Annotated in this window: 12 protein-coding genes, 1 pseudogene and 2 riboswitches; of the genes and pseudogenes, 10 read left to right on the plus strand and 3 right to left on the minus strand. The window is 64.8% G+C overall.

From position 1 onward, the window contains the following. Positions 1–6 precede the first annotated feature (6 nt). From QYH69_RS17520 to cysC, 10 genes and pseudogenes are all read left to right on the plus strand, one after another. Positions 7–1,041 carry a carbon-nitrogen hydrolase family protein gene (locus QYH69_RS17520; protein ID WP_308833113.1) on the plus strand — a complete coding sequence of 345 codons (1,035 nt, stop codon included), beginning with the start codon at positions 7–9 and terminating at the stop codon, positions 1,039–1,041. Between the two features lie 101 nt (positions 1,042–1,142). Next, positions 1,143–2,198, plus strand: coding sequence for an oxidoreductase (locus QYH69_RS17525; RefSeq protein ID WP_308833114.1), 1,056 nt, complete (start codon positions 1,143–1,145; stop codon positions 2,196–2,198). 173 nt (positions 2,199–2,371) lie between these two features. Beyond that, entirely contained in the window at positions 2,372–2,722 is a 351-nt protein-coding gene (locus tag QYH69_RS17530) for a hypothetical protein (protein WP_308833115.1), read from the plus strand. Between the two features lie 180 nt (positions 2,723–2,902). Continuing rightward, positions 2,903–3,014, plus strand: a riboswitch (glycine riboswitch). Between the two features lie 56 nt (positions 3,015–3,070). Next, positions 3,071–3,189: riboswitch (glycine riboswitch) on the plus strand. A gap of 82 nt (positions 3,190–3,271) precedes the next feature. Continuing rightward, the gene (gene gcvT, locus QYH69_RS17535; protein ID WP_308833116.1) at positions 3,272–4,390 is read left to right on the plus strand and encodes a glycine cleavage system aminomethyltransferase GcvT; all 1,119 of its coding nucleotides are present in this window, start codon (positions 3,272–3,274) and stop codon (positions 4,388–4,390) included. 103 nt (positions 4,391–4,493) lie between these two features. Continuing rightward, positions 4,494–4,874 carry a glycine cleavage system protein GcvH gene (gene gcvH, locus QYH69_RS17540; RefSeq protein ID WP_075155317.1) on the plus strand — a complete coding sequence of 127 codons (381 nt, stop codon included), beginning with the start codon at positions 4,494–4,496 and terminating at the stop codon, positions 4,872–4,874. Positions 4,875–4,952: 78 nt separating this feature from the next. Beyond that, positions 4,953–7,883, plus strand: a complete 2,931-nt coding sequence (gene gcvP, locus QYH69_RS17545) for an aminomethyl-transferring glycine dehydrogenase (RefSeq protein WP_308833117.1) — start codon at positions 4,953–4,955, stop codon at positions 7,881–7,883. A gap of 244 nt (positions 7,884–8,127) precedes the next feature. Then, the gene (locus QYH69_RS17550; RefSeq protein ID WP_374992441.1) at positions 8,128–9,198 is read left to right on the plus strand and encodes an alginate lyase family protein; all 1,071 of its coding nucleotides are present in this window, start codon (positions 8,128–8,130) and stop codon (positions 9,196–9,198) included. 211 nt (positions 9,199–9,409) lie between these two features. Continuing rightward, a complete protein-coding gene (locus QYH69_RS17555) occupies positions 9,410–10,798 on the plus strand; it encodes an L-serine ammonia-lyase (RefSeq protein WP_308833119.1) in 1,389 nt (462 codons plus the stop codon). Between the two features lie 56 nt (positions 10,799–10,854). Beyond that, positions 10,855–12,570 carry a thiamine pyrophosphate-binding protein gene (locus QYH69_RS17560; RefSeq protein ID WP_308833120.1) on the plus strand — a complete coding sequence of 572 codons (1,716 nt, stop codon included), beginning with the start codon at positions 10,855–10,857 and terminating at the stop codon, positions 12,568–12,570. Positions 12,571–12,880: 310 nt separating this feature from the next. Further along, a pseudogene (cysC, locus tag QYH69_RS17565) lies at positions 12,881–13,447 on the plus strand (adenylyl-sulfate kinase); the annotation flags it as partial. 1,310 nt (positions 13,448–14,757) lie between these two features. Here the strand turns inward: cysC and QYH69_RS17570 are convergent. The 3 genes from QYH69_RS17570 to fliD all read right to left on the minus strand — a co-directional run bounded on the left by QYH69_RS17570 (position 14,758) and on the right by fliD (position 19,982). Next, positions 14,758–17,781 (minus strand): tetratricopeptide repeat protein, encoded by a 3,024-nt coding sequence (locus QYH69_RS17570; RefSeq protein ID WP_308833121.1) that lies wholly within the window; start codon positions 17,779–17,781, stop codon positions 14,758–14,760. A gap of 294 nt (positions 17,782–18,075) precedes the next feature. Further along, positions 18,076–18,375, minus strand: coding sequence for a flagellar protein FliT (locus QYH69_RS17575; protein WP_075155308.1), 300 nt, complete (start codon positions 18,373–18,375; stop codon positions 18,076–18,078). 44 nt (positions 18,376–18,419) lie between these two features. After that, the gene (gene fliD / locus QYH69_RS17580) at positions 18,420–19,982 is read right to left on the minus strand and encodes a flagellar filament capping protein FliD (RefSeq protein ID WP_308833122.1); all 1,563 of its coding nucleotides are present in this window, start codon (positions 19,980–19,982) and stop codon (positions 18,420–18,422) included. Between the last annotated feature and the right edge of the window lie 102 nt (positions 19,983–20,084).

Below are 20,084 nucleotides of genomic sequence, written 5' to 3' on the forward strand. Positions count from 1 at the left end.
ATCACCATGTCCTCTCTTCCTGTCGTGAAGGTTGCCGCGGTTCATGCGGCGCCCGTGTTCCTGAACAAGCGCGCAACGGTCGCGAAAGCCGTTTCGCTGATCCGCGAGGCGAGCCGCCACGGCGCGCAGCTCGTCGCGTTTCCCGAGTCGTACATCCCCGCGTTTCCGGTGTGGGCGTCGCTGTGGGCGCCGATCGACAATCACGATCTGTTCGAGCGGTTCGCGAACGAGAGCCTCTATGCGGACGGCAGCGAAATCGCGGAAATCGCGGCTGAAGCTGAGCGCAACGGCGTGTTCGTATCGATGGGTTTTAGCGAGCGTTCGCACGCGAGCGTCGGCTGCCTGTGGAATTCGAACGTGCTGATCGACGATCGCGGCGAAGTGCTGAACCTGCATCGGAAACTCGTGCCGACGTTCTACGAAAAACTCGTGTGGGCAGCAGGCGACGGCGCCGGTCTGCAAGTGGCCGATACGCGGATCGGCCGCATCGGCGGACTGATTTGCGGCGAGAACACGAATCCGCTCGCGCGCTATTCGCTGATCGCTCAGGGCGAGCAGATTCATATTTCGAGCTGGCCCGCGCTGTGGCCGACGCGCCGCCCGGTTACCGGCGGCAACTTCGACAACGTCGCGGCCAACCGGCTGCGCGCCGGCGCGCATTCGTTCGAAGCCAAGGCGTTCGGCATCATCTGCGCGGGCTATATGGACGCGGAGATGCGCGACTTTCTCGTTGCGCGCGATCCCGCAGCTGCCGCAGTGCTGGACGGCTCGCCGCGCGCCGCAACGATGTTCGTCGACCCGACCGGCGCGCCGCTCGGCGACATGCTGTCCGACGAAGAAGGCATTGCCTACGCGCAATTCGATCTGAACCGGTGCATCGAGCCGAAGCAGTTTCACGACGTGGTCGGCTACTACAACCGCTTCGATGTGTTTTCGCTGACCGTCGATCGCGAGCGGCGCGAGCCGGTGACGTGGCGCACGCCAAGCCGCCCGACAATCGTGCCGCAGCCGGCCGCCGAGGCGGTATTGGTGGACGACTGAGCGTTAGCAAATCCAATGAGTGACGTCCGCGCGCATGCCACAATTGAGGCGTGCGCGCAGCCCCCGCCGCGCGCCGTTTTTTGCAGGAGCACGACGTTCGCATGACTTCGCCGCTGAAAATTGGATTGATGGGTTATGGCTTTGCCGGCGCGACATTTCACGCGCCGGTCATCGAACACTGCGGCCGGGTGCAGGTCGCGGCAATCGCGACGGGCCAGCCCGACAAGGCGCGCGCCGACTATCCGAAGGCCACGGTCGTGCCCGATCTCGATGCGCTGCTCGCGCTTGCCGACATCGAATGCATCGTGATCGCGACGCCGAACGACACGCACTTCGCGCTTGCAAAGCGCGTCCTCGAAGCAGGCAAGCACGTCGTAGTCGACAAGCCGGTCACACTGACCGCCGCCGAAGCACGCACACTCGCAGACCTCGCGACTAGCCGCAAGCGCGTCTTCGCACCGTTCCACAACCGCCGCTGGGACGGCGACTTCATGACCGTGCGCGCGTTGCTCGAAAGCGGCGAACTCGGTCGCGTCACCGTCTTCGAATCGCACTTCGACCGCTTTCGCCCGGCGATCCGGCAACGCTGGCGCGAGGACGCAACGCGCGGCGGCGGCCTGCTGCTCGACCTCGGCCCGCATCTGATCGATCAGGCGCTTGCATTGTTCGGCGTACCGCAGACCGTCTACGCATCGGTGAAAGCGCATCGCGATCAGGCGGCCGCGCCCGACTACGTGCATCTGCAACTTGGCTATGCATCGCATGAAGTGCTGCTGCATGCGAGTGCGCTGACGGCGATCGTCGCGCCGCGCTTCACGATTCACGGCACACGCGGCAGCTACGTGAAGTACGGCCTCGATACGCAGGAGGACCAGCTCAAAGCCGGCTTGCGGCCTGGCGATGCGGGCTTTGGCGGCGGCAACGCAGCGGGCACGCTGCGCGCAATCGAAGAAGGAGGCGCTCAGGAAGTCGAGCGTGCATGGCCGACTCGCGACGGTGCGTACGTCGATTTCTATCGCGCATTGGCCGCGTCGATTCGCGACGGCGCGCCGTTCCCGGTCAGCGCGCAGGACGCCGTCGACGTGATGACGGTGATCGAACTGGCCCAGCGCAGCAATGACGAAGGCGTGCGCCTGCCGTTCAAGCGCGGCGGCTAAGCTGACAAACGGGTTTCGACCGCGAGGTTTCGACAGCGGTGTCGGTTTCTTTCCCGGCGCACGAGCAACCAACAGTTACACAAACGTGACACGGCCGCGTCATCGCGAGCGGCCGTTTGCCCGTTGCTTCCCCTTATCGATCACAATAACCACCCTGATAAGGAGAGCCTTCCATGCAACGTCTGATTCGCGCACTCGGCTGCTGCGTGCTGGTTTCGTCGCTGGCTGCTTGCGTCGTCGAGCCGCCGCAGGCCGCGCGTCCTGTCCCTAACCCGCATGAAGTCGCGGTGCAGCGCTTCGACCAGGTCGAAGGTCGGATCAACAATATGAGCCGCCATGTCGATGCGCGCGTGAACCAGGGCTACTATCCGCCGCCCGTCGGCGCCGACATGCACCGCCGTCTCGACACGATCCGCCGCCAGGCGCACGAAATGGCCGCACACCGTGACGGCGGCATTTCCGGCGACGAACAGCGCACGCTGAACGACGAACTCGATTCGACAGCGATCGCAATCAACCGCTGATCTCGCTGATTGCCGACTTCAACAAATCGGCAATCGGACCGCGCGAAGCGCAGAGCATCCACCGCAGCGCACAATCTGCTCCGCGCCTCGCGCGTGCGGCGCATGCCGCGGGCCCGACCCGCGTCAGGACGCCGCCCCCAAAGCTTCAATTGACAAGCTAAATACCGTCGCGTACATTCGCCGCACGCGTCGGGAGAGCGCGCTGGCCGCATCGCAACATACGCGATGCAAAGCCGCGCCGCCGAAGGGGCACACCCGCAAACTCTCAGGCAAAAGGACCGACCGCGTCGAAGAATCCGTCTGACAATCGTTGGATCATCGGGCTAACGGGCTCGATCGGGCACCGGTTCTTCGCACTCTGGAGAGCGGCAGTAGCGTGCAGCGCACGCAAGCTGCCCACCGAAGGGGCGCGCGCTACGTAGCAACGTCGGCGCAATCTCTCAGGTACCGAGGACAGAGGGGGCATGCAGGCATCACTCGTCGGCCGAAGGGCTGCGAGGCTGCACAGCATGGCTCCGAATCCGTCGAACACCCTGAGGCCGCGCCCCGATGACCGAACTCAAACGCACCCCGCTCAACGCCACGCATCGTGCGCTCAATGCACGCATGGTCGATTTCGGCGGCTGGGACATGCCCGTCAACTACGGCTCGCAGATCGAAGAGCACAAAGCCGTGCGCACCGATGCCGGCATGTTCGACGTGTCGCATATGTGCGCCGTCGATCTGAGCGGCCCGCGCACGCGTGAATTCCTCGCTTACGCACTTGCCAACAACGTCGGCAAGCTGCAAACGGCAGGCCGCGCGCTGTACTCGTGCCTGCTCAATCCCGAAGGCGGCGTGATCGACGATCTGATCGTCTATTTCTTCGACGAAACGAATTTTCGCATTGTCGTCAACGCGGCGACCGCCGACAAAGATATCGCGTGGTTCAACCAGCTCAACGCGGACCGCGGCTTCGGCGTGACGATCGCGCCGCGCCGCGATCTCGCAATCGTCGCGGTGCAAGGCCCGCAGGCACGCGAAAAAGTCTGGCAAACGGTGCCGTCCGCGCGCGCCGCGACCGAAGCGTTGAAGCCGTTCAACGCGGCGCGCTTGAACGCCACGCCGTTCGGCGACCTGACCGTCGCGCGCACCGGTTACACGGGCGAAGACGGCTTCGAAATCATTGCGCCGGCCGCGCACGTCGAAGCGTTGTGGAAAGCGCTGCAGGCGCAGGGCGTGCGCCCGGCCGGCCTCGGCGCGCGCGACACGCTGCGCCTCGAAGCCGGCATGAACCTGTACGGCCAGGATATGGACGACGGCGTCTCGCCGCTCGATGCCGGCCTTGCATGGACGGTCGACCTGAGCGCGCCGCGCGACTTCGTCGGCCGTGCCGCGCTCGAGGCGAAAGGCTCGCAGCAGGCATTCGTCGGTCTGATCCTGCAGAAGGAAAACGGCAAGGCCGCGGGCGTGCTGCGCGCGCATCAGAAAGTCGATACGCCGCATGGCGCGGGCGAGATCACGAGCGGCACGTTCTCGCCCACGATGCAGGAATCGATCGCCTTCGCGCGCGTGCCGAAAGGCGTGCAGCCCGGCGATGTCGTGCATGTGCACATCCGCGACAGAGCGTTTCCCGCAAGCGTGGTAAAACTGCCGTTCGTGCGCAACGGCAAGGTGCTCGTCAGTTGAACGGCGGTCCGGCCATCGACGACGCGCAGTCCAGTCCGTCGCGTGCGTTCCCCGTTCACCTCTAACCGCATCAATCGCGCAATCAACCGCACAGGAGCAACCGATGAGCATCCCGGCCGATCTGAAATACACCGAATCGCATGAATGGGTCCGCACCGAAGCGGACGGCACGCTGACGGTCGGTATCACCGACCACGCGCAGGAAGCGCTCGGCGATATCGTCTTCTTCGAAGTGCAGCAACTGGGCAAGACCGTCGCAGCCGGCGACACGGTCGCCGTCATCGAATCGGTCAAGGCCGCTTCCGATATCTATGCGCCGGTTTCGGGCGAGATCATCGAGATGAATCAGAGCGTGGTCGATACGCCCGATTCGGTGAACAGCGCGCCGTATGAAAACTGGCTCTTCAAGGTCAAGCCGACCGCCGGTGCAGCGCAAGACCGGCTCATCGACGCCGCTGCCTACGGCAAGTCGATCGGCGAGTAACTTTCAACAACAGGCGCGGCGGTCCGACACGCACACACGTCGCATCAGCCGCACACGCCGCGCCAGCAGGAATTTTCAATGAAGCTCGAACACCCGGACCGCCTGATGAACCGCACCCCTCTCTCGCTCGCTGCGCTCGAAGTGCACGATGCCTTTGCCGAACGGCACATCGGCCCCGATGCCGCCGATCAGCAGGCGATGCTCGACGCGCTTGGCTTCGCCTCGCGCGCCGCGTTGATCGATGCGGTGATTCCCAAGGCGATCCGGCGTGCCGACGCACTGCCGCTCGGTCCGTTCGCGGAACCGAAAAGCGAGGCGGAGGCGCTTGCCGCGTTGCGCGCGCTCGCGGACAAGAACCAGGTGTTCCGGTCGTACATCGGGCAGGGCTACTACAACGCGCACACGCCGGCCGTGATTTTGCGCAACGTGATGGAGAACCCGGCGTGGTACACGGCGTACACGCCGTATCAGCCGGAAATCTCGCAAGGCCGTCTCGAGGCGCTGCTCAACTATCAGCAGATGATCGTCGATCTGACGGGCCTCGCCATGTCGAATGCGTCGCTGCTCGACGAAGCGACCGCTGCCGCCGAAGCGATGACGCTGCTGCAGCGCGTCGGCAAATCGCAGTCGAACGTGTTCTACGTGGCCGACGACGTCCTGCCGCAAACCATCGAAGTGGTGAAAACGCGTGCGACGCCGGTCGGCATCGAAGTGAAAGTGGGTCCGGCTGCCGATGCCGCAAAAGCGAACGCCTTCGGTGTGCTGGTGCAGTATCCGGGCGCGAACGGCGATGTGCGCGACTACCGCGCGCTCGCCGATGCGGTGCACGCAGCGGGCGGCCACGTGATTGCCGCCGCCGATCTGCTCGCGCTGACCGTGCTGACGCCGCCCGCCGAATGGGGCGCGGACGTCGCCGTCGGCAACTCGCAGCGCTTCGGCGTGCCGGTCGGCTTCGGCGGCCCGCATGCCGCGTATCTCGCGGTGCGCGACGAATTCAAGCGGCAGATGCCGGGGCGTCTTGTCGGCGTGACCGTCGACGCGCAGGGCAACCCGGCGTTGCGTCTCGCGCTGCAAACGCGCGAGCAGCATATCCGCCGCGAAAAGGCGACGTCGAACGTGTGTACCGCGCAGGCGTTGCTCGCGATCATGGCGAGCATGTATGCGGTCTATCACGGCCCGCAAGGCCTGAAGACGATCGCGCTGCGCGTGAACCGCATGGCCGCCTTGCTTGCCGCGGGCGCGAAACACCTCGGCTATACGCTCGTCAACGAAACGTTCTTCGATACGCTGACGTTCGAAACGGGCGCGCGCACGCAGGCGCTGCACGACGCGGCGACGGGCAAGCGCATCAATCTGCGCCATGTCAGCGACACGCGCGTCGGCCTCTCGCTCGACGAAACGACGACGCGCGCGGACCTCGCCGATCTGCTCGCCGCTTTCGCGCAAGCTGCGTTCGTCGATAACGTGCCGACCGTCGACGAACTCGACGCGCAACTGGGCGCCTCGAACACGTTCCCGGCGTCGCTCGAACGCACGAGCGCGTACCTCACGCATCACGTGTTCAACCGGCACCATTCGGAAACGGAAATGCTGCGCTATCTGCGCAGCCTGTCGGATAAGGACCTCGCGCTCGACCGCTCGATGATTCCGCTCGGCTCGTGCACGATGAAGCTGAACGCGACGTCGGAAATGCTGCCGGTCACGTGGCCCGAGTTCGGCCAGATTCACCCGTTCGCGCCGGCCGAGCAGACGGTCGGCTACCGCGAAATGATCGATCAGCTCGAACAGATGCTCGTCGCCGCGACCGGCTATGCGGCCGTCTCGCTGCAGCCGAATGCAGGCTCGCAGGGCGAGTACGCGGGTCTGTTGATCATTCACGCGTATCACGCGTCGCGCGGCGAAGGGCATCGCAATGTGTGCCTGATTCCGGCGTCCGCGCACGGCACGAACCCGGCGTCGGCGCAGATGGCCGGCATGCAGGTGGTGGTCGTTGCATGCGATGGGCAGGGCAACGTCGATATCGAAGATCTGAAGAAGAAGGCCGCGCAGCACGCTGAAAAGCTCGCCGCGATCATGATCACGTATCCGTCGACGCACGGCGTGTTCGAGCAGAACGTGCGCGAGATTTGCGAGATCGTGCATGCGCACGGCGGCCAGGTCTACGTGGACGGCGCGAACATGAACGCGATGGTCGGGTTGAGCGCGCCGGGTCAGTTCGGCGGCGACGTGTCGCACCTGAATCTGCACAAGACGTTCTGCATTCCGCACGGCGGCGGCGGACCGGGCGTCGGGCCGGTTGCGGTCGGCGCGCACCTTGCGCAGTTCCTGCCGAACCAGACGTCGACCGGCTACGAGCGCGACGCGCACGGCATCGGCGCGGTGTCGGCGGCGCCATACGGCTCGGCGTCGATTCTGCCGATCTCGTGGATGTATATCGCGATGATGGGCGCGGCCAATCTTACGGCAGCCAGCGAGACCGCGATCCTGAACGCGAACTACGTCGCGAAGCAGCTCGCGCCGCACTATCCGGTGCTGTATGCGGGGCCGGGCGGGCTCGTCGCGCACGAGTGCATTCTCGATCTGCGGCCGATCAAGGACACGAGCGGCATTTCAGTGGACGACGTCGCGAAGCGGCTGATGGACTACGGCTTCCACGCGCCGACCATGAGCTTTCCGGTGCCGGGCACGCTGATGGTCGAGCCGACCGAGTCGGAGTCGAAGGAAGAGCTCGACCGCTTTATCGAAGCGATGATCGCAATTCGCGACGAAATCCGCGCCGTCGAGGAAGGCCGCGCCGATCGCGAGGACAATCCGCTCAAGCACGCGCCGCATACGGCGGCGGCGGTGGTGGCGGACGACTGGAAGCACGCGTATTCGCGCGAAACGGCTGCTTATCCGCTGCCGACGCTGATCGCGCGGAAGTATTGGCCGCCGGTGGGTCGTGCCGATAACGCGTATGGCGATCGCAATCTGTTTTGCTCGTGCGTGCCGGTGGCCGATTACGAGTGATGAGCGGCGGCGCGTGTGCAGGACGTCCGTCCCGCGCCCGCCGCCTCATTATCGGCTTCTCGTCTCCATTACCGGCCGCCAGTTTGCCTGCGTCGCAAGCTCCGGGCCGACGAAGACCCGATAAAACCGTTGTCAACCGCTGTCGTTGCAGGTCCGGAACAGCTAACATCTCACACCGAATTGCCCAAAGAAGGAGTATCCGATGGTGCGAAAGGTGCGAACGATGCAATTCCGGAATCACCGCATGCTTGCGTGGGCCGTGGCCTGCGTCGCTTCGATGCTGTGTCTGCCACAGGCCCGTGCCGCAATGAACTTTTGCGCCGCGCCCGCGCTGCAATCGAGCGAGCGCACCAGTTCCGACCCGGGCGTGAAAGCGCTCGTCGCGAATGTGCAGGCGCATCTGAACGACTCGCCGCGCGCGCTGCCGAAATTGCACACGGAAGGCACGCTGCCGCACGAAGGCATCTACGATCAGAGCAAGGCGGCCGAGCAGGATCTTGAACTGCTGCGCGACGCGGCGCTCGCCTGGCGCGCAACCGGCGACGAGCGCTATCTGAAGTACGTCGACCGCGTGCTCTACGCATGGGTGACGACCTACCAGCCGAGCTTCAACCCGATCGACGAATCGCCGTTCGAAGGACTGATTCTTGCCTACGACATGACCGCGAGTGCGCTGCCCGTCAAAACGCGCAATGCGGCCATGGCGTTTCTGACGAAGCTCGCGAATGGCTATATCGCGCAAATCGACGCGCAGCCGCGGCCGCTCACGGGCACCTTTCGCAACAATTGGCAAAGCCACCGCGTCAAGCTGATCTCGATGGCGGCCTTTACGCTCGATAACCGCAAGATGATCGATGCGGCGCAGCGTCTCTTTATCGAGCACATCAACGACAACATCGCGCCGGATGGCTCGACCGTCGATTTCGCCGAGCGCGACGCGCTGCACTATGTGACGTACGACCTGCAGCCGCTCGTGGTCGCGGCGCTCGCCGCACGTCGGCACAACCGCAACTGGTTGCCGCAACGCGCGCCGAGCGGCGCGACGCTGGCCGCGGCGCTCGCGTGGCTCACACCATACGCGACGGGTGCGAAAACACACGACGAATTCGTGCATTCGCAAGTGCCATTCGATGCGAAGCGGCGCGAAGCGGGCATGCCCGGCTTTACCGGGCCGTGGAATCCGAAGGATGCGGCGGAGCTCTTTCACCTCGCCGCGCGGCTCGATGGCAAATACACGCCGATCGCGCTAAAACTGGCGCCGACGCCGCCCGCATGGCTCGCCGTGTGCCTGCCGTTGCCGGCGCGCGCGCAGTAACGTCCGCAGTAACGCGCGCAGTAACGTCCGCAGTAACGCGCGCGGTAACGGCCGCGACGAGGCTCGACGGGCCGCAATGCCCCGGCCATGGCGCGATGAATGAATCGCGCCAAAAGAGAGTAAAAAGCAGTTAAAGCGCCGCCACCGCGGCCACTGCGGCGGCACGCTCACAAGGCGAATCGCCCCGGCATCACTCATCGCAGGAGCAGACATGGCAGTCAGCGTATTCGACCTCTTCAAAATCGGGATCGGTCCGTCCAGTTCGCACACCGTCGGCCCGATGCGCGCCGCGCTGATGTTTGCCCAAGGACTCGAACGCGATGGCCTGCTCGAATCGACCGCAGCGGTGAAGGTCGACCTCTACGGCTCGCTCGGCGCGACCGGCAAAGGCCACGGCACCGACCGCGGCGTCATGCTCGGCCTGCTCGGCGACGCGCCCGACACGGTCGATCCGCAAACCATCGGCGAACGTCTCGACGCGATCCGCACATCGCGCACGCTCGCGCTGCTCGGCACACACGACGTACCGTTCGTGCCGAAAGATCAGATTTCGTTTTACCGCCAGGCGCTGCCCGAGCATCCGAACGGGCTCAAGCTGCGTGCCTTCGATGCGCAAGGCGGCACGTTGCGCGAATCGACGTATCTGTCGGTCGGCGGCGGATTCGTGGTCACCGCGGGCGCGCCGAATACGAAGGTGCTGGCGGCCGTCGACGAGCGCGCGCATCCGTTCCGTACCGGAGCCGAACTGCTCGAGATGTGCCGGTCGACGGGCAAGTCGATTGCGCAACTGATGTGGGAAAACGAGCGCTCATGGCATAGCGACGACGAAACGCGCGCCGGCCTGCTGAAGATCTGGGACGTCATGCAATCGTGCGTCGCGCGCGGCTGCGGCATCGGCAACTCCGATGCGGACGGCACGCTGCCCGGTCCGTTCCAGGTGAAGCGCCGCGCACCGCAACTGTATCGCGCGCTCGCGAATAACCCCGAGCGCGCGCTGCAGGATCCGTTGTCGATGGTCGACTGGATCAATCTGTACGCAATCGCCGTCAACGAAGAAAACGCCGCGGGCGGACGCGTCGTCACGGCGCCGACCAATGGCGCGGCCGGCATTATCCCGGCCGTACTGCATTACTACACGCGTTTCATGCCGGGCTCGAACCCGCAGGGCGTCATCGATTTTCTGATGACCGCCGCGGCGATCGGCATTCTGTACAAGCTCAACGCTTCGATTTCGGGCGCCGAAGTCGGATGTCAGGGCGAAGTCGGCGTCGCGTGCTCGATGGCGGCCGGCGCGCTGGCCGCGGTGATGGGCGGCACGCCGTCGCAGGTCGAAAACGCGGCCGAAATCGGCATGGAGCACAATCTCGGGCTCACCTGCGATCCGGTCGGCGGCATGGTGCAGATTCCGTGCATCGAACGCAATGCGATGGCATCGGTGAAGGCGGTCAACGCGGCGCGCATGGCGCTGCGCGGCGACGGCAGCCACTATGTGTCGCTCGATTCGGTTATCAAGACGATGCGCGAGACCGGCGCCGATATGAAAACGAAATACAAGGAAACGTCGCGCGGCGGCCTTGCAGTGAACATCATCGAGTGCTGAACTGATGGCTGCACGGCGGCGTCCCCCCCGACAACACCATTCGGAGACTCATCGCAATGCCTCAGTCGAATGCTTCCGCTGCTTCCTCTTCCGATACGACCACGGGCGCGCGGCTGATCGTCGATGCGCTGCTCACGCATGGCGTCGAGCGCGTCTTCTGCGTGCCGGGCGAGAGCTTTCTCGCCGTGCTCGATTCGCTGCATGACGAAACCGAACGCATTCAAACGGTGGTCTGCCGGCATGAAGCCGCGGCCGCGAATATGGCCGAAGCGGTCGGCAAGCTGACCGGGCGGCCTGGCGTGGCGATCGTCACGCGCGGGCCCGGCGCGACGCATGCTTCGATCGGCGTCCACACGGCGTTTCAGGATTCGACGCCGATGATTCTTCTGATCGGCCAATGCGCGCGCGAGCATCTCGACCGTGAGGCTTTCCAGGAAATCGACTACCGGCGCATGTTCGGTCAGATGGCGAAATGGGTCGCGCAGATCGACGACGCGCGGCGCATTCCAGAATATATGAGCCATGCGTTTCATACGGCGACGTCGGGCCGGCCTGGGCCGGTCGTACTCGCGTTGCCCGAAGACGTACTGAGCGACGCATGCGCCGTGGTGCCGGGCGCGCCGGCCTATCAGCGCGTCGCGGCCGCGCCGTCGCCGGCGCAGATCGCGCGGCTGACGGCGCTGCTCGAAGGCGCGCAACGGCCGATGGTGATCGCAGGCGGCAGCGGCTGGACGCCCGATGCGTGCGCCGATCTGCGCCGCTTCGTCGAAAACTGGCAGTTGCCGATCGGCCTGGCATTCCGCTTCCAGGACACTTTCGACAACGAGCACGCAAACTACGCAGGCGATGTCGGCCTCGGCATCAATCCGGCGCTCGCGCAACGCATTCGCGACGCCGATCTGCTGATCGTCGTGGGGCCGCGTCTTGGCGAATCGACGACGGGCGGCTATACGCTGCTCGACATCCCGAAGACGAAACAGACGCTCGTGCACGTGCATCAAGGCGCGGACGAACTCGGGCGCGTCTATGCGGCGGAACTGCCGATCGTATCGGGCATGCCGGAGATGGCGTCCGCGCTCGCGGCGACGCGGCCGCCGGCTGCGCAGCCGGTATGGCATGGCGCCGCGGAAGAAGCACACCGGGCGTATCTCGAATGGCGCAAGCCGCGCGCGATTCCGGGCGACGTGCAGCTCGGCGAGATCGTGCAGCAACTGCGTGCGCGCCTGCCCGACGACGCGATCGTCACGAATGGCGCCGGCAACTACGCGATCTGGCTGCATCGTCATTTCGCGTACCGTCACTTCCGTTCGCAACTGGCGCCGACCAGCGGTGCGATGGGGTATGGCGTGCCGGCCGCGGTCGCGGCGAAGTCGATGTATCCGCAACGAATGGTCGTCGCCTTCGCGGGCGACGGCTGTTTCATGATGTCGAGCCAGGAACTGGCGACGGCAATGCAGTATGAATTGTCAGTGATTTTTATCGTCGTGAATAATGGGCATTACGGCACGATACGCATGCATCAGGAGCGGCATTATCCAAACCGTGTACACGGCACCGGTTTGACGAATCCCGATTTCGCGGCATTCGCGAAGTCGTTCGGCGCGCATGGCGAGACCGTTTTGCGCACCGACGAGTTCATGCCGGCCTTCGAGCGCGCCATTGCGGCGAAGCGTCCGGCGCTGATCGAAATTCGGATGCCGAAGGAAGCGAGCACGCCAGGCGCGACGCTCGAACAGATCCGGGAGCAGGGTAGGAAAATGCGCGGCGAGTGACGCGCGCGCAGAAACTGCGCAAGCAACTGCGGGAACAACTGCAGCGGAAACTGCGCGGACTAAAGAACCGGAGTTAAACTCCATCGCGAATCAGGTGCCGATTATTGCCGGTGTCGAACTGACATTAAACTGAGACGACTTTCAGTTGTTATTCGACCATTCGGCATAACCGGCATCGCCGATAATCGCGGGATTCAGTCTGTCACGCATGCACATCGCAGACCGGGCATAACGGAGGGTAGTTTCGATGGTTCAAGGGTCGAACGACGACATGCCGCGCGTCGGCGGGTCGAAGGCGCTCAACGATGTCGACGTCCGCTGGCAGCGACTCGAAGTGACGGGCGCCGCCCGCGCGGCGCTGCTCGGCAACGCACCGTGCGTGCTGTGGTTTACGGGGCTCTCGGGAGCCGGCAAGTCCACGATTGCGAATCTCGTTGAAAAGCAGTTGCATGCGCTCGGCAAGCCGACCTATCTGCTCGATGGCGACAATGTCCGGCACGGCCTGAATCGCGATCTCGGCTTCACCGATGCCGATCGCGCGGAGAACGTGCGACGCGTGGCCGAGGTGGCGCGGCTCATGGCCGACGCCGGTCTGATCGTGCTCGTCTCGCTGATCTCGCCATTCCGCGCGGAACGGCGCATGGCCCGCCAATTGATGAAGCCGGGCGAATTCATCGAAATCTTTGTCGATACGCCGCTCGAAGTGGCCGAAGCGCGCGATCCGAAAGGCTTGTACAAGAAGGCGCGGCGCGGCGAGCTGAAGAACTTCACCGCGATCGATTCGCCGTACGAGGCGCCTGAAAATCCCGAAATTCGCGTCGAGACGGCGCAGTGCGATGCGGCGACATCGGCGTCGCAGGTGCTGACCGCGTTGCAGCGGATGTGGCGCAACGATTCCTTGCAGCCGGCAAGCGCAGCAGCGAAAGGCGGTGCGCCGGACGAATATGCGGGTTCGCCGATCGTCGCCGCGGCGATGGCGGCGAAGAAAGCGACGGGCAATCCGGCGACGGGCGACGCAGCCGAATATGCCGGGTCACCGATCGTCGCCGCAGCGATGGCAGCGAAAAAGGCAGCAGCGAGCAACGCCGCTGCCAACAACATCGCTGCCAACAACACCGCGACTTCTCCGCCGGCCAGCCCCGGGCTGCGCACGCGCACGATCTTCTCTTTCGTCGTCGACGCCGAGCCGCGCTTCGCACACGAGGGCTATCATCTCGCGCGCTCGCTGATCCAGCATAGCTGCGACGCGCCGGCCGACATCAACGTGCAGTTCACGCATGAAGTCGATACGCAAACACGCGATCTGTTCCGCGACCTCGGCTGCACGTTGCACGACATCGAGCGCTTCGGCGACGGCCGGTTCTGCAACAAGATCGCGCAGCTGGCCAATCTGCATCGCTTCGATTTCGACCACGTCGTGCTGCTCGATACCAACATGATCGCCGTCGCCGATATTCGACCGTTCCTGGGCACGGAAGCGCTCGTGGCGAAAGTCGTCGATCTCGCGGAGCCGCCGGTGCCGGTGCTCGAAGAAATCGCACGCGCGGCCTGCATGCGCAATCGTCCGCCGGTCGGCACGGCCGATATCGAGTATGCCGCGACGTTTGCCGGCCACTGCAACGCGGGCTTCTATGGCATCCCGAAAGCGATCGCGGAGATCGTCGACCAGTCGTGGCGCCGTTGGGCGCAGTGGCTGATCGAACACGACGAGCCGCTCGAGCGCAGCGGCACGCTGCAGCGCGTCGACCAGGTGTCGATGTGGCTCGCGATCGTCATGGACCGCATTCCGTATCGCGCCGCGCCATCGAACGTGAACTACTACGTGCATACGGACGGCGAGCATCGATATCTCGACGGCAACGCGGGCATCGCGCTGATCCGCTATGACGAGGCGAAGCTGAACGCACTCGGCAAACTCGAGGCGCAGGCGGCGCTGCACAATCCGCTCGAGCGTCGTGCGATCGAAGCGGCAAACCAGCAGATCGGCGAGGGCGCCGCCAACCCCGCGTTCCGGAATCTGCGCGTCGCCCAATCCTGAATGCGCGCTTGCGGCTAGCTGGCGCAGGCATCAACGCATCGACGCATCAACGAAAACGCCGTCCGCGATCTCGATCGCAGACGGCGTTTCTGTTTTCTCACTGGCTCTGATTGACCCGAGGCGACCGACGCGTGAAACGCACCGGCCAACTACCCGCTTATCGAACAGCGATTCGTCCCCGCAGCTTCCTGATCTGTCGCGCGAGACGTCGGTGCCGCTTGCGCGAACTCCGACACGTCGAACATCTGCGCCGGCTTGCCTTCGCACCATCTGCGCCACATCACGCGCAGCGCCTGCGTGAAGCTTGTCGCGATCAGATCCGGATTGAACATCGGCGACGCTTCGCAGCGCGCGCGCATGCCCGCGCGCAACGTCGCGAGCGCCTGCACGTCGCTCGCATGTGCGACGGCCTTCTTCACGTAATCGTCGACGCCGTCGGCGACGAACGATTCGAGCCCGACGTGCGACAGCGCGGTCACGCCGCTGCGGCCCGGTACGGTGCGGCCCGGCATCGTCAGTATCGGCACGCCCATCCACAAGGCCTGCATCGTCGTCGTGAGGCCGGTGAACGGGAACGTGTCGAGCAGGATGTCGACGTGATAGTGCTGCTGCAGATAAACGGCCACCGACGCGCGCGGCTTGAAGTCGAGCCGCTCCCGTCCGATACCCGCGTCCGCGAACCAGCCGATCAGCTCTTCGGGCACGCTGTCTTTCGGCATCGAGCCGACCATCATGCGCGATCCCGGCACTGCATGCAGCACCTTCGCCCACAACTCGATCACATCGCGCCGCAGCTTTTCGATGCGGTTGAAACTGCCGAACGTCACATAGCCGTTGCGCAGCGCGGGCAACCCGTTGACCGGCGGGCACAGAATTTCGGGCTTGAACGGCGCCATCGCCGGCAGGTAGACGATCTTTTCGGTGAAGCGGCTGCGGAATTCTTCGGACGGCACCCAGAACCGGTCGGCCAGGAAGTAGTCGATGGCGGTCAGGCCGGTCGTGCCCGGATAGCCGATCCAGGTCGCCTGCACCGGAGCAGGCTTATGCGCCATCACGAGCAGCCGGTTGTTGGCAGTGTGACCCGCGAGGTCGATCAGGATGTCGATGCCGTCGGCGCGAATCTGCTCGGCCGCGACGTCATTGTGCGTGCCGAAGATGTGGTGCCAATGAGCGAAGTGCTGCCGCAGCCGGTCGGTTACCTGATCTTCGCCCGGCGTATTCGAGTAAGCATGCAGAATCACGCTGCGGTCGTTCGCGAGCCGCTCGAGCACCGGCTCGATAAAGTTGGCCACCGCGTGCCCGCGGAAGTCGCCCGAGATAAAGCCCACATGCAACGGCCGGTCCGGATCTTTCCGGTTGCGATGCGGTTTCCAGCGTTTTTTCAGCGGCTTTTCGAAATGCTCGCCATAGCGAACGTGTTCGGCGAACAGATCTTCCGGTTCCACGTTTTCAACGTGGGTCAGGCAGAAGTTCAGATTCTCGAAGGCGGTGTTGTACGTGGGATCCAGTTCCAGTGCGCGGCGGAATACGGTCGCGGCCTCGGCATGCCGTCCTTGCTGAAGCAGGATCGCGCCGAGCGTCACCTGCGTGCCCGATGCGTCGGGGGACGTCGCGGTCGAGATGCGCGCATGTTGCTCCGCTTCCTTCAGGCGGCCTTGCGTCAACAGCACGATGCCCATGATGCGGTGGCCTTCCGGGTTGTCGGGCTCGATGTCGAGCATCGCCTGGCAGCGTGCTTCCGCATCCTTATGCATGTTCTTCGCCATCAGCAGGCTCACGAGCGCCTGCAACACTTCGACGTCGAGCGGTCCCAGTTCGCTTGCCTTCTGCAGCGCGCCGAACGCATCGTCATAGTTCGCGAGACGGTAGCTGCCGCAGCCGAGCACCTTCCAGCCGAGCGGCAGCGACGGAAAGCGCTCGGTCAGCGACCGGCCGGCAGCGACCGCCTCGTCGAGCCGCCCCTTGTTGAAATGCGCGATCGCCTCATCGCATTCGCGTTGCGACGGCATCGGTCCGCCGGCGGCACCGGGCCGCGGCGCGCGGGGCGCACGAGCGGGGGTTGCCGTGGCCAATGCCAATGCCGACGCGGCCGCATCGTTCTGCGCGGGCGTGGCTTCGATTCGCGGCTGCTGAGTGATCGGTTCCGGTCTGATCTCCAGGTTCTGCGCGGTGATCGTCGTCATCAGGTTGATGATCGCGTCCACGGCAGGACCGGTCATGCCGCGTTGCTGGCCCATTTCGAGCGCGAGCCACGCGGCCTTTGTCTGCCCCGACTGCAGCAACGCATCGACGTAGTTCATCCAGTACTGCGGCTGATTCGGTGCGATGCCGATCGCGTTCTCGAGCAACGGCACGGCCGCATCGGGCTGATGCTGGCGGATCAGCACGACGGCGAGCTTGTGCAGCGCGTCCGGATACTGCGGATAGCAGGCGGCGACGATCCGGTAGAGCCGCTCGGCTTCCTGGTACCGTCCCGCCTGGTCGAGAGCGCGCGCGTTGTGCATTGCCATCGCGGCGCTCAGATGATTGCGCAGCGGTTCGTCGTGCGGCATGAGCCGCACCGCGTGCTGAAGCGGAACTCGCGCACCGTCGAGATCGCTGCGCCGCAGCGCCGCGTGCGCGAGCGTTTTCCAGCCGAAGCCGTGTTCGGGCAGCAGGCGCACCATCTGCTGCGCGAGCGCTTCGGCGCCCGCGTGATCGCCTTTCGCGGTCAGCAAGGCAATCGTTTCGACGAATTCGACGGCGAGGACGTCGGCCTCGGAGGACGCCGGCGCGCTGTTCGTCGGCGTTGCGCCTGCGGCGCTTGTCAGATTGGCTGCCGTCTCGTTGATCGCGCCGTTGGCGTGGATCCCGGTGACAAACCCCGCGTTCACCGGCACGCTGCCGGCCTCGCGCACACGCGCCGCCTCGTCGTGTTGGCCCGCCGCTTCGAGCGCATTGACATAATCGCGCCGGAACTCGGCGTGCTGCGGGCTGGCTTTGACCGCGGCCTTCAGAAAAGGCAAGCCCATCGCGTGCTGCTCGAGTTGCACCGCGAGCATGCCGAGATGGTGATTCGCCTCCGGATGATCGGGCTGCGCTTGCAGGATCGAGCGGTATAGCCGTTCCGCTTCCGCGAAAGCTTCCGCCTGATGGTGTTGCACGGCCTGCTGCAGGGTGGCGTCGAGTGTCATGGGTTCTGCTCCGGGCATCGGGCATCGAACGTCAGGGCGATATGCCTGAGCGCGCAGTGCCCCATGGACAAGTCTAAAGACCCGGGCGTGGGACGATCCCGCGAGCAGATGCCGGATTCACCCGTTTTTCGGGGCGTAGGAGCGCGTATCGTCAATCTGCCTCCATCCTGCGATCGCGCGCCCATAAAAAAAGCCCGCCGGAAGCGGGCCTGAGCTGAACGAGCACGCCTGTCACGGCGCGTTTTTCTTATCGATATTCGGCGGATGCCTGGCGGCTATGCGTATGCCGTTGCATCAAAGCATGCCGACGCGCGTATAGGCGTTGGCAGCCTGCACGCCGCGCACGGCGGTACTGTATTCCGTTTCGAGCTCCGCGCGCGACGTGATCGCGCGGGAACGCAGCCCTTCGATCGATGCCTGCACGCGGCGCAGCGCCTGCAGCGCGGCCGGCGACGTCGGCAACGTCAGCGATTCGAGCAGCGGCGTGCGCCGCTCCATCAGACGAGCGACGCGCGGCCAGTCGGAAATCGCCGCAGCTTCCTCGATCATCTGCGTCAGCCCGACGACTCGCTCGAGCAATTGATTCTGGTCCATGGCCTTGCGTACTCCTTGTTGGTGAACCGCCGCCTGTTTGCGACTTACTTGCTGTTCTGCGCCAGCGCGCCGTTGCTGTTGCTGCCGCCGAACAACGCGGTCAGGTAGGTCTGATTCTGCTGTGCCTGGGCCAGCAGCGTGTTCAGCGCGGTGAACTGGTCGTTGAATTGCGACGTCAACTGCGCGGAAAAATCGTCCAGATCGTCCTGCTGTTTCGAGAGCGCAGAGATATCGGCGGTGAGCGCGTCCGTGCGCGACGAGATAATACCGCTACTGCTCGTGTATGTGTCCATCAGCGAATTCAACTGCGTCGCGATACCGTTCGTATCGTTGAACAGCGTGCTGACGAGCCCCGGATTGGTCGCGATCACGTCATCGAGCGTCGGCAGGTTCGGATCGGCGTTGATCTGCAGTTCCGCGAACGGCAGGCCGCCCGTGTCCTGCTGGAACGAAATGCCGAGCGCCGCAAGCGTGCCCTGCAAGCCGCCGCTCGATACCTTGCCGCCCACGATGCTGCCGAGCGCCGCGCCGATCTGGTTGATCATTTCGTCGCCGAGAAGCTGGCCGCCGCTGCCCTGCACGCCTGCGGTGCCCGGCGCGGCAAGCGTGTTCAGCTGGTCGATCACGGCGTTGTAGGCCGAGACGAACGCGGACACGTCGCCTTCGACCGAGCTGTCGTCGGACGCGATCGTGAGCGTCTGCGCGCCGACCGTTTTCGTGTTGTTCGGATCGAGCGTCAGCGTCACGCCGGGCAGCGCGCCGGTAATCGTGTTCGTCGAGCTCGTGACAAGCTGGTTGTTGATGGTCAGTTGCGCGTCCTGAGCCGCCGTGTTCTGCGTCCAGAAATTGCCGGTCGAGCTGATCGCCGACGAGCCGGCCGGCGCATTCGGATCGGTGCTGGGCGACGACGTCACCGCCAGTTGCGACAGCGGGCCGCTGGTGGCGCTCGAACTGACGCTGATCGTTTTGGATGCACCGGTGGTGGTCGACTGCAGCGTGATCGACTGGCCGTTCGCGCCCGTGATGACGGTGGCCTTGACGCCGGGGTTGTCGGATGCCGAGTTGATCGCGTCCGCGATCTGCTGCAGGCTGTCGTTCGACGAATCGACGTTGATCTGGAACGACTTCGAGCTCGAGGCGTCGCCTAGCGAGATGGTGAGCGTGCCCGAACCCAGCGCAGCCGCGTCGGCGTTCGAGAAGGTCCCGGAAGTGATCGACTGTGCCTGTGCGACCTGCTTGACGTCGAGCGAATAGTTGCCCGCCAATGCACCATCGCCGGCTTTCGCCGTCACCCCGTCGCCGCTCAAGGTCGCGCTGAACGATGCAAGCGCATTGCCGTTCAGAAACGGCGCCATGGCCGACTGCAGACCCGACATGGCAGCCGACAGCGTGGCGAGTCCGGTGATTTCGGTCTTGTCGCTCTGGGCCTGCGCCGAGATCGCGGCAGCAGGACCCGCGGTTTTCGCCTTCACCAGCGCCGACACGAGCGAATTGACGTCGAGCGAACTGCCGGTCGAGCCGGAGATCAACGAATCGGCGGCCTGCTTGACGGCGGCTGCTGCTGCCGCGGCGGCTGCGGCTGCCTGGGAGGCAATGGGTGAACTCATCTGAGAGGCTCCATACGGCCCCGTCGGGCCAGCTGATGTGCAACGATCCGGGTTCGCGACGCAGACCCGCGTCGCCGTACTGCTTTGTTCGGTTGTTCTTTG

Origin of the sequence: Paraburkholderia sp. SARCC-3016 (genome assembly GCF_031119615.1) — a bacterium.
In the GTDB taxonomy this organism is placed as follows: Bacteria; Pseudomonadota; Gammaproteobacteria; order Burkholderiales; family Burkholderiaceae; genus Paraburkholderia.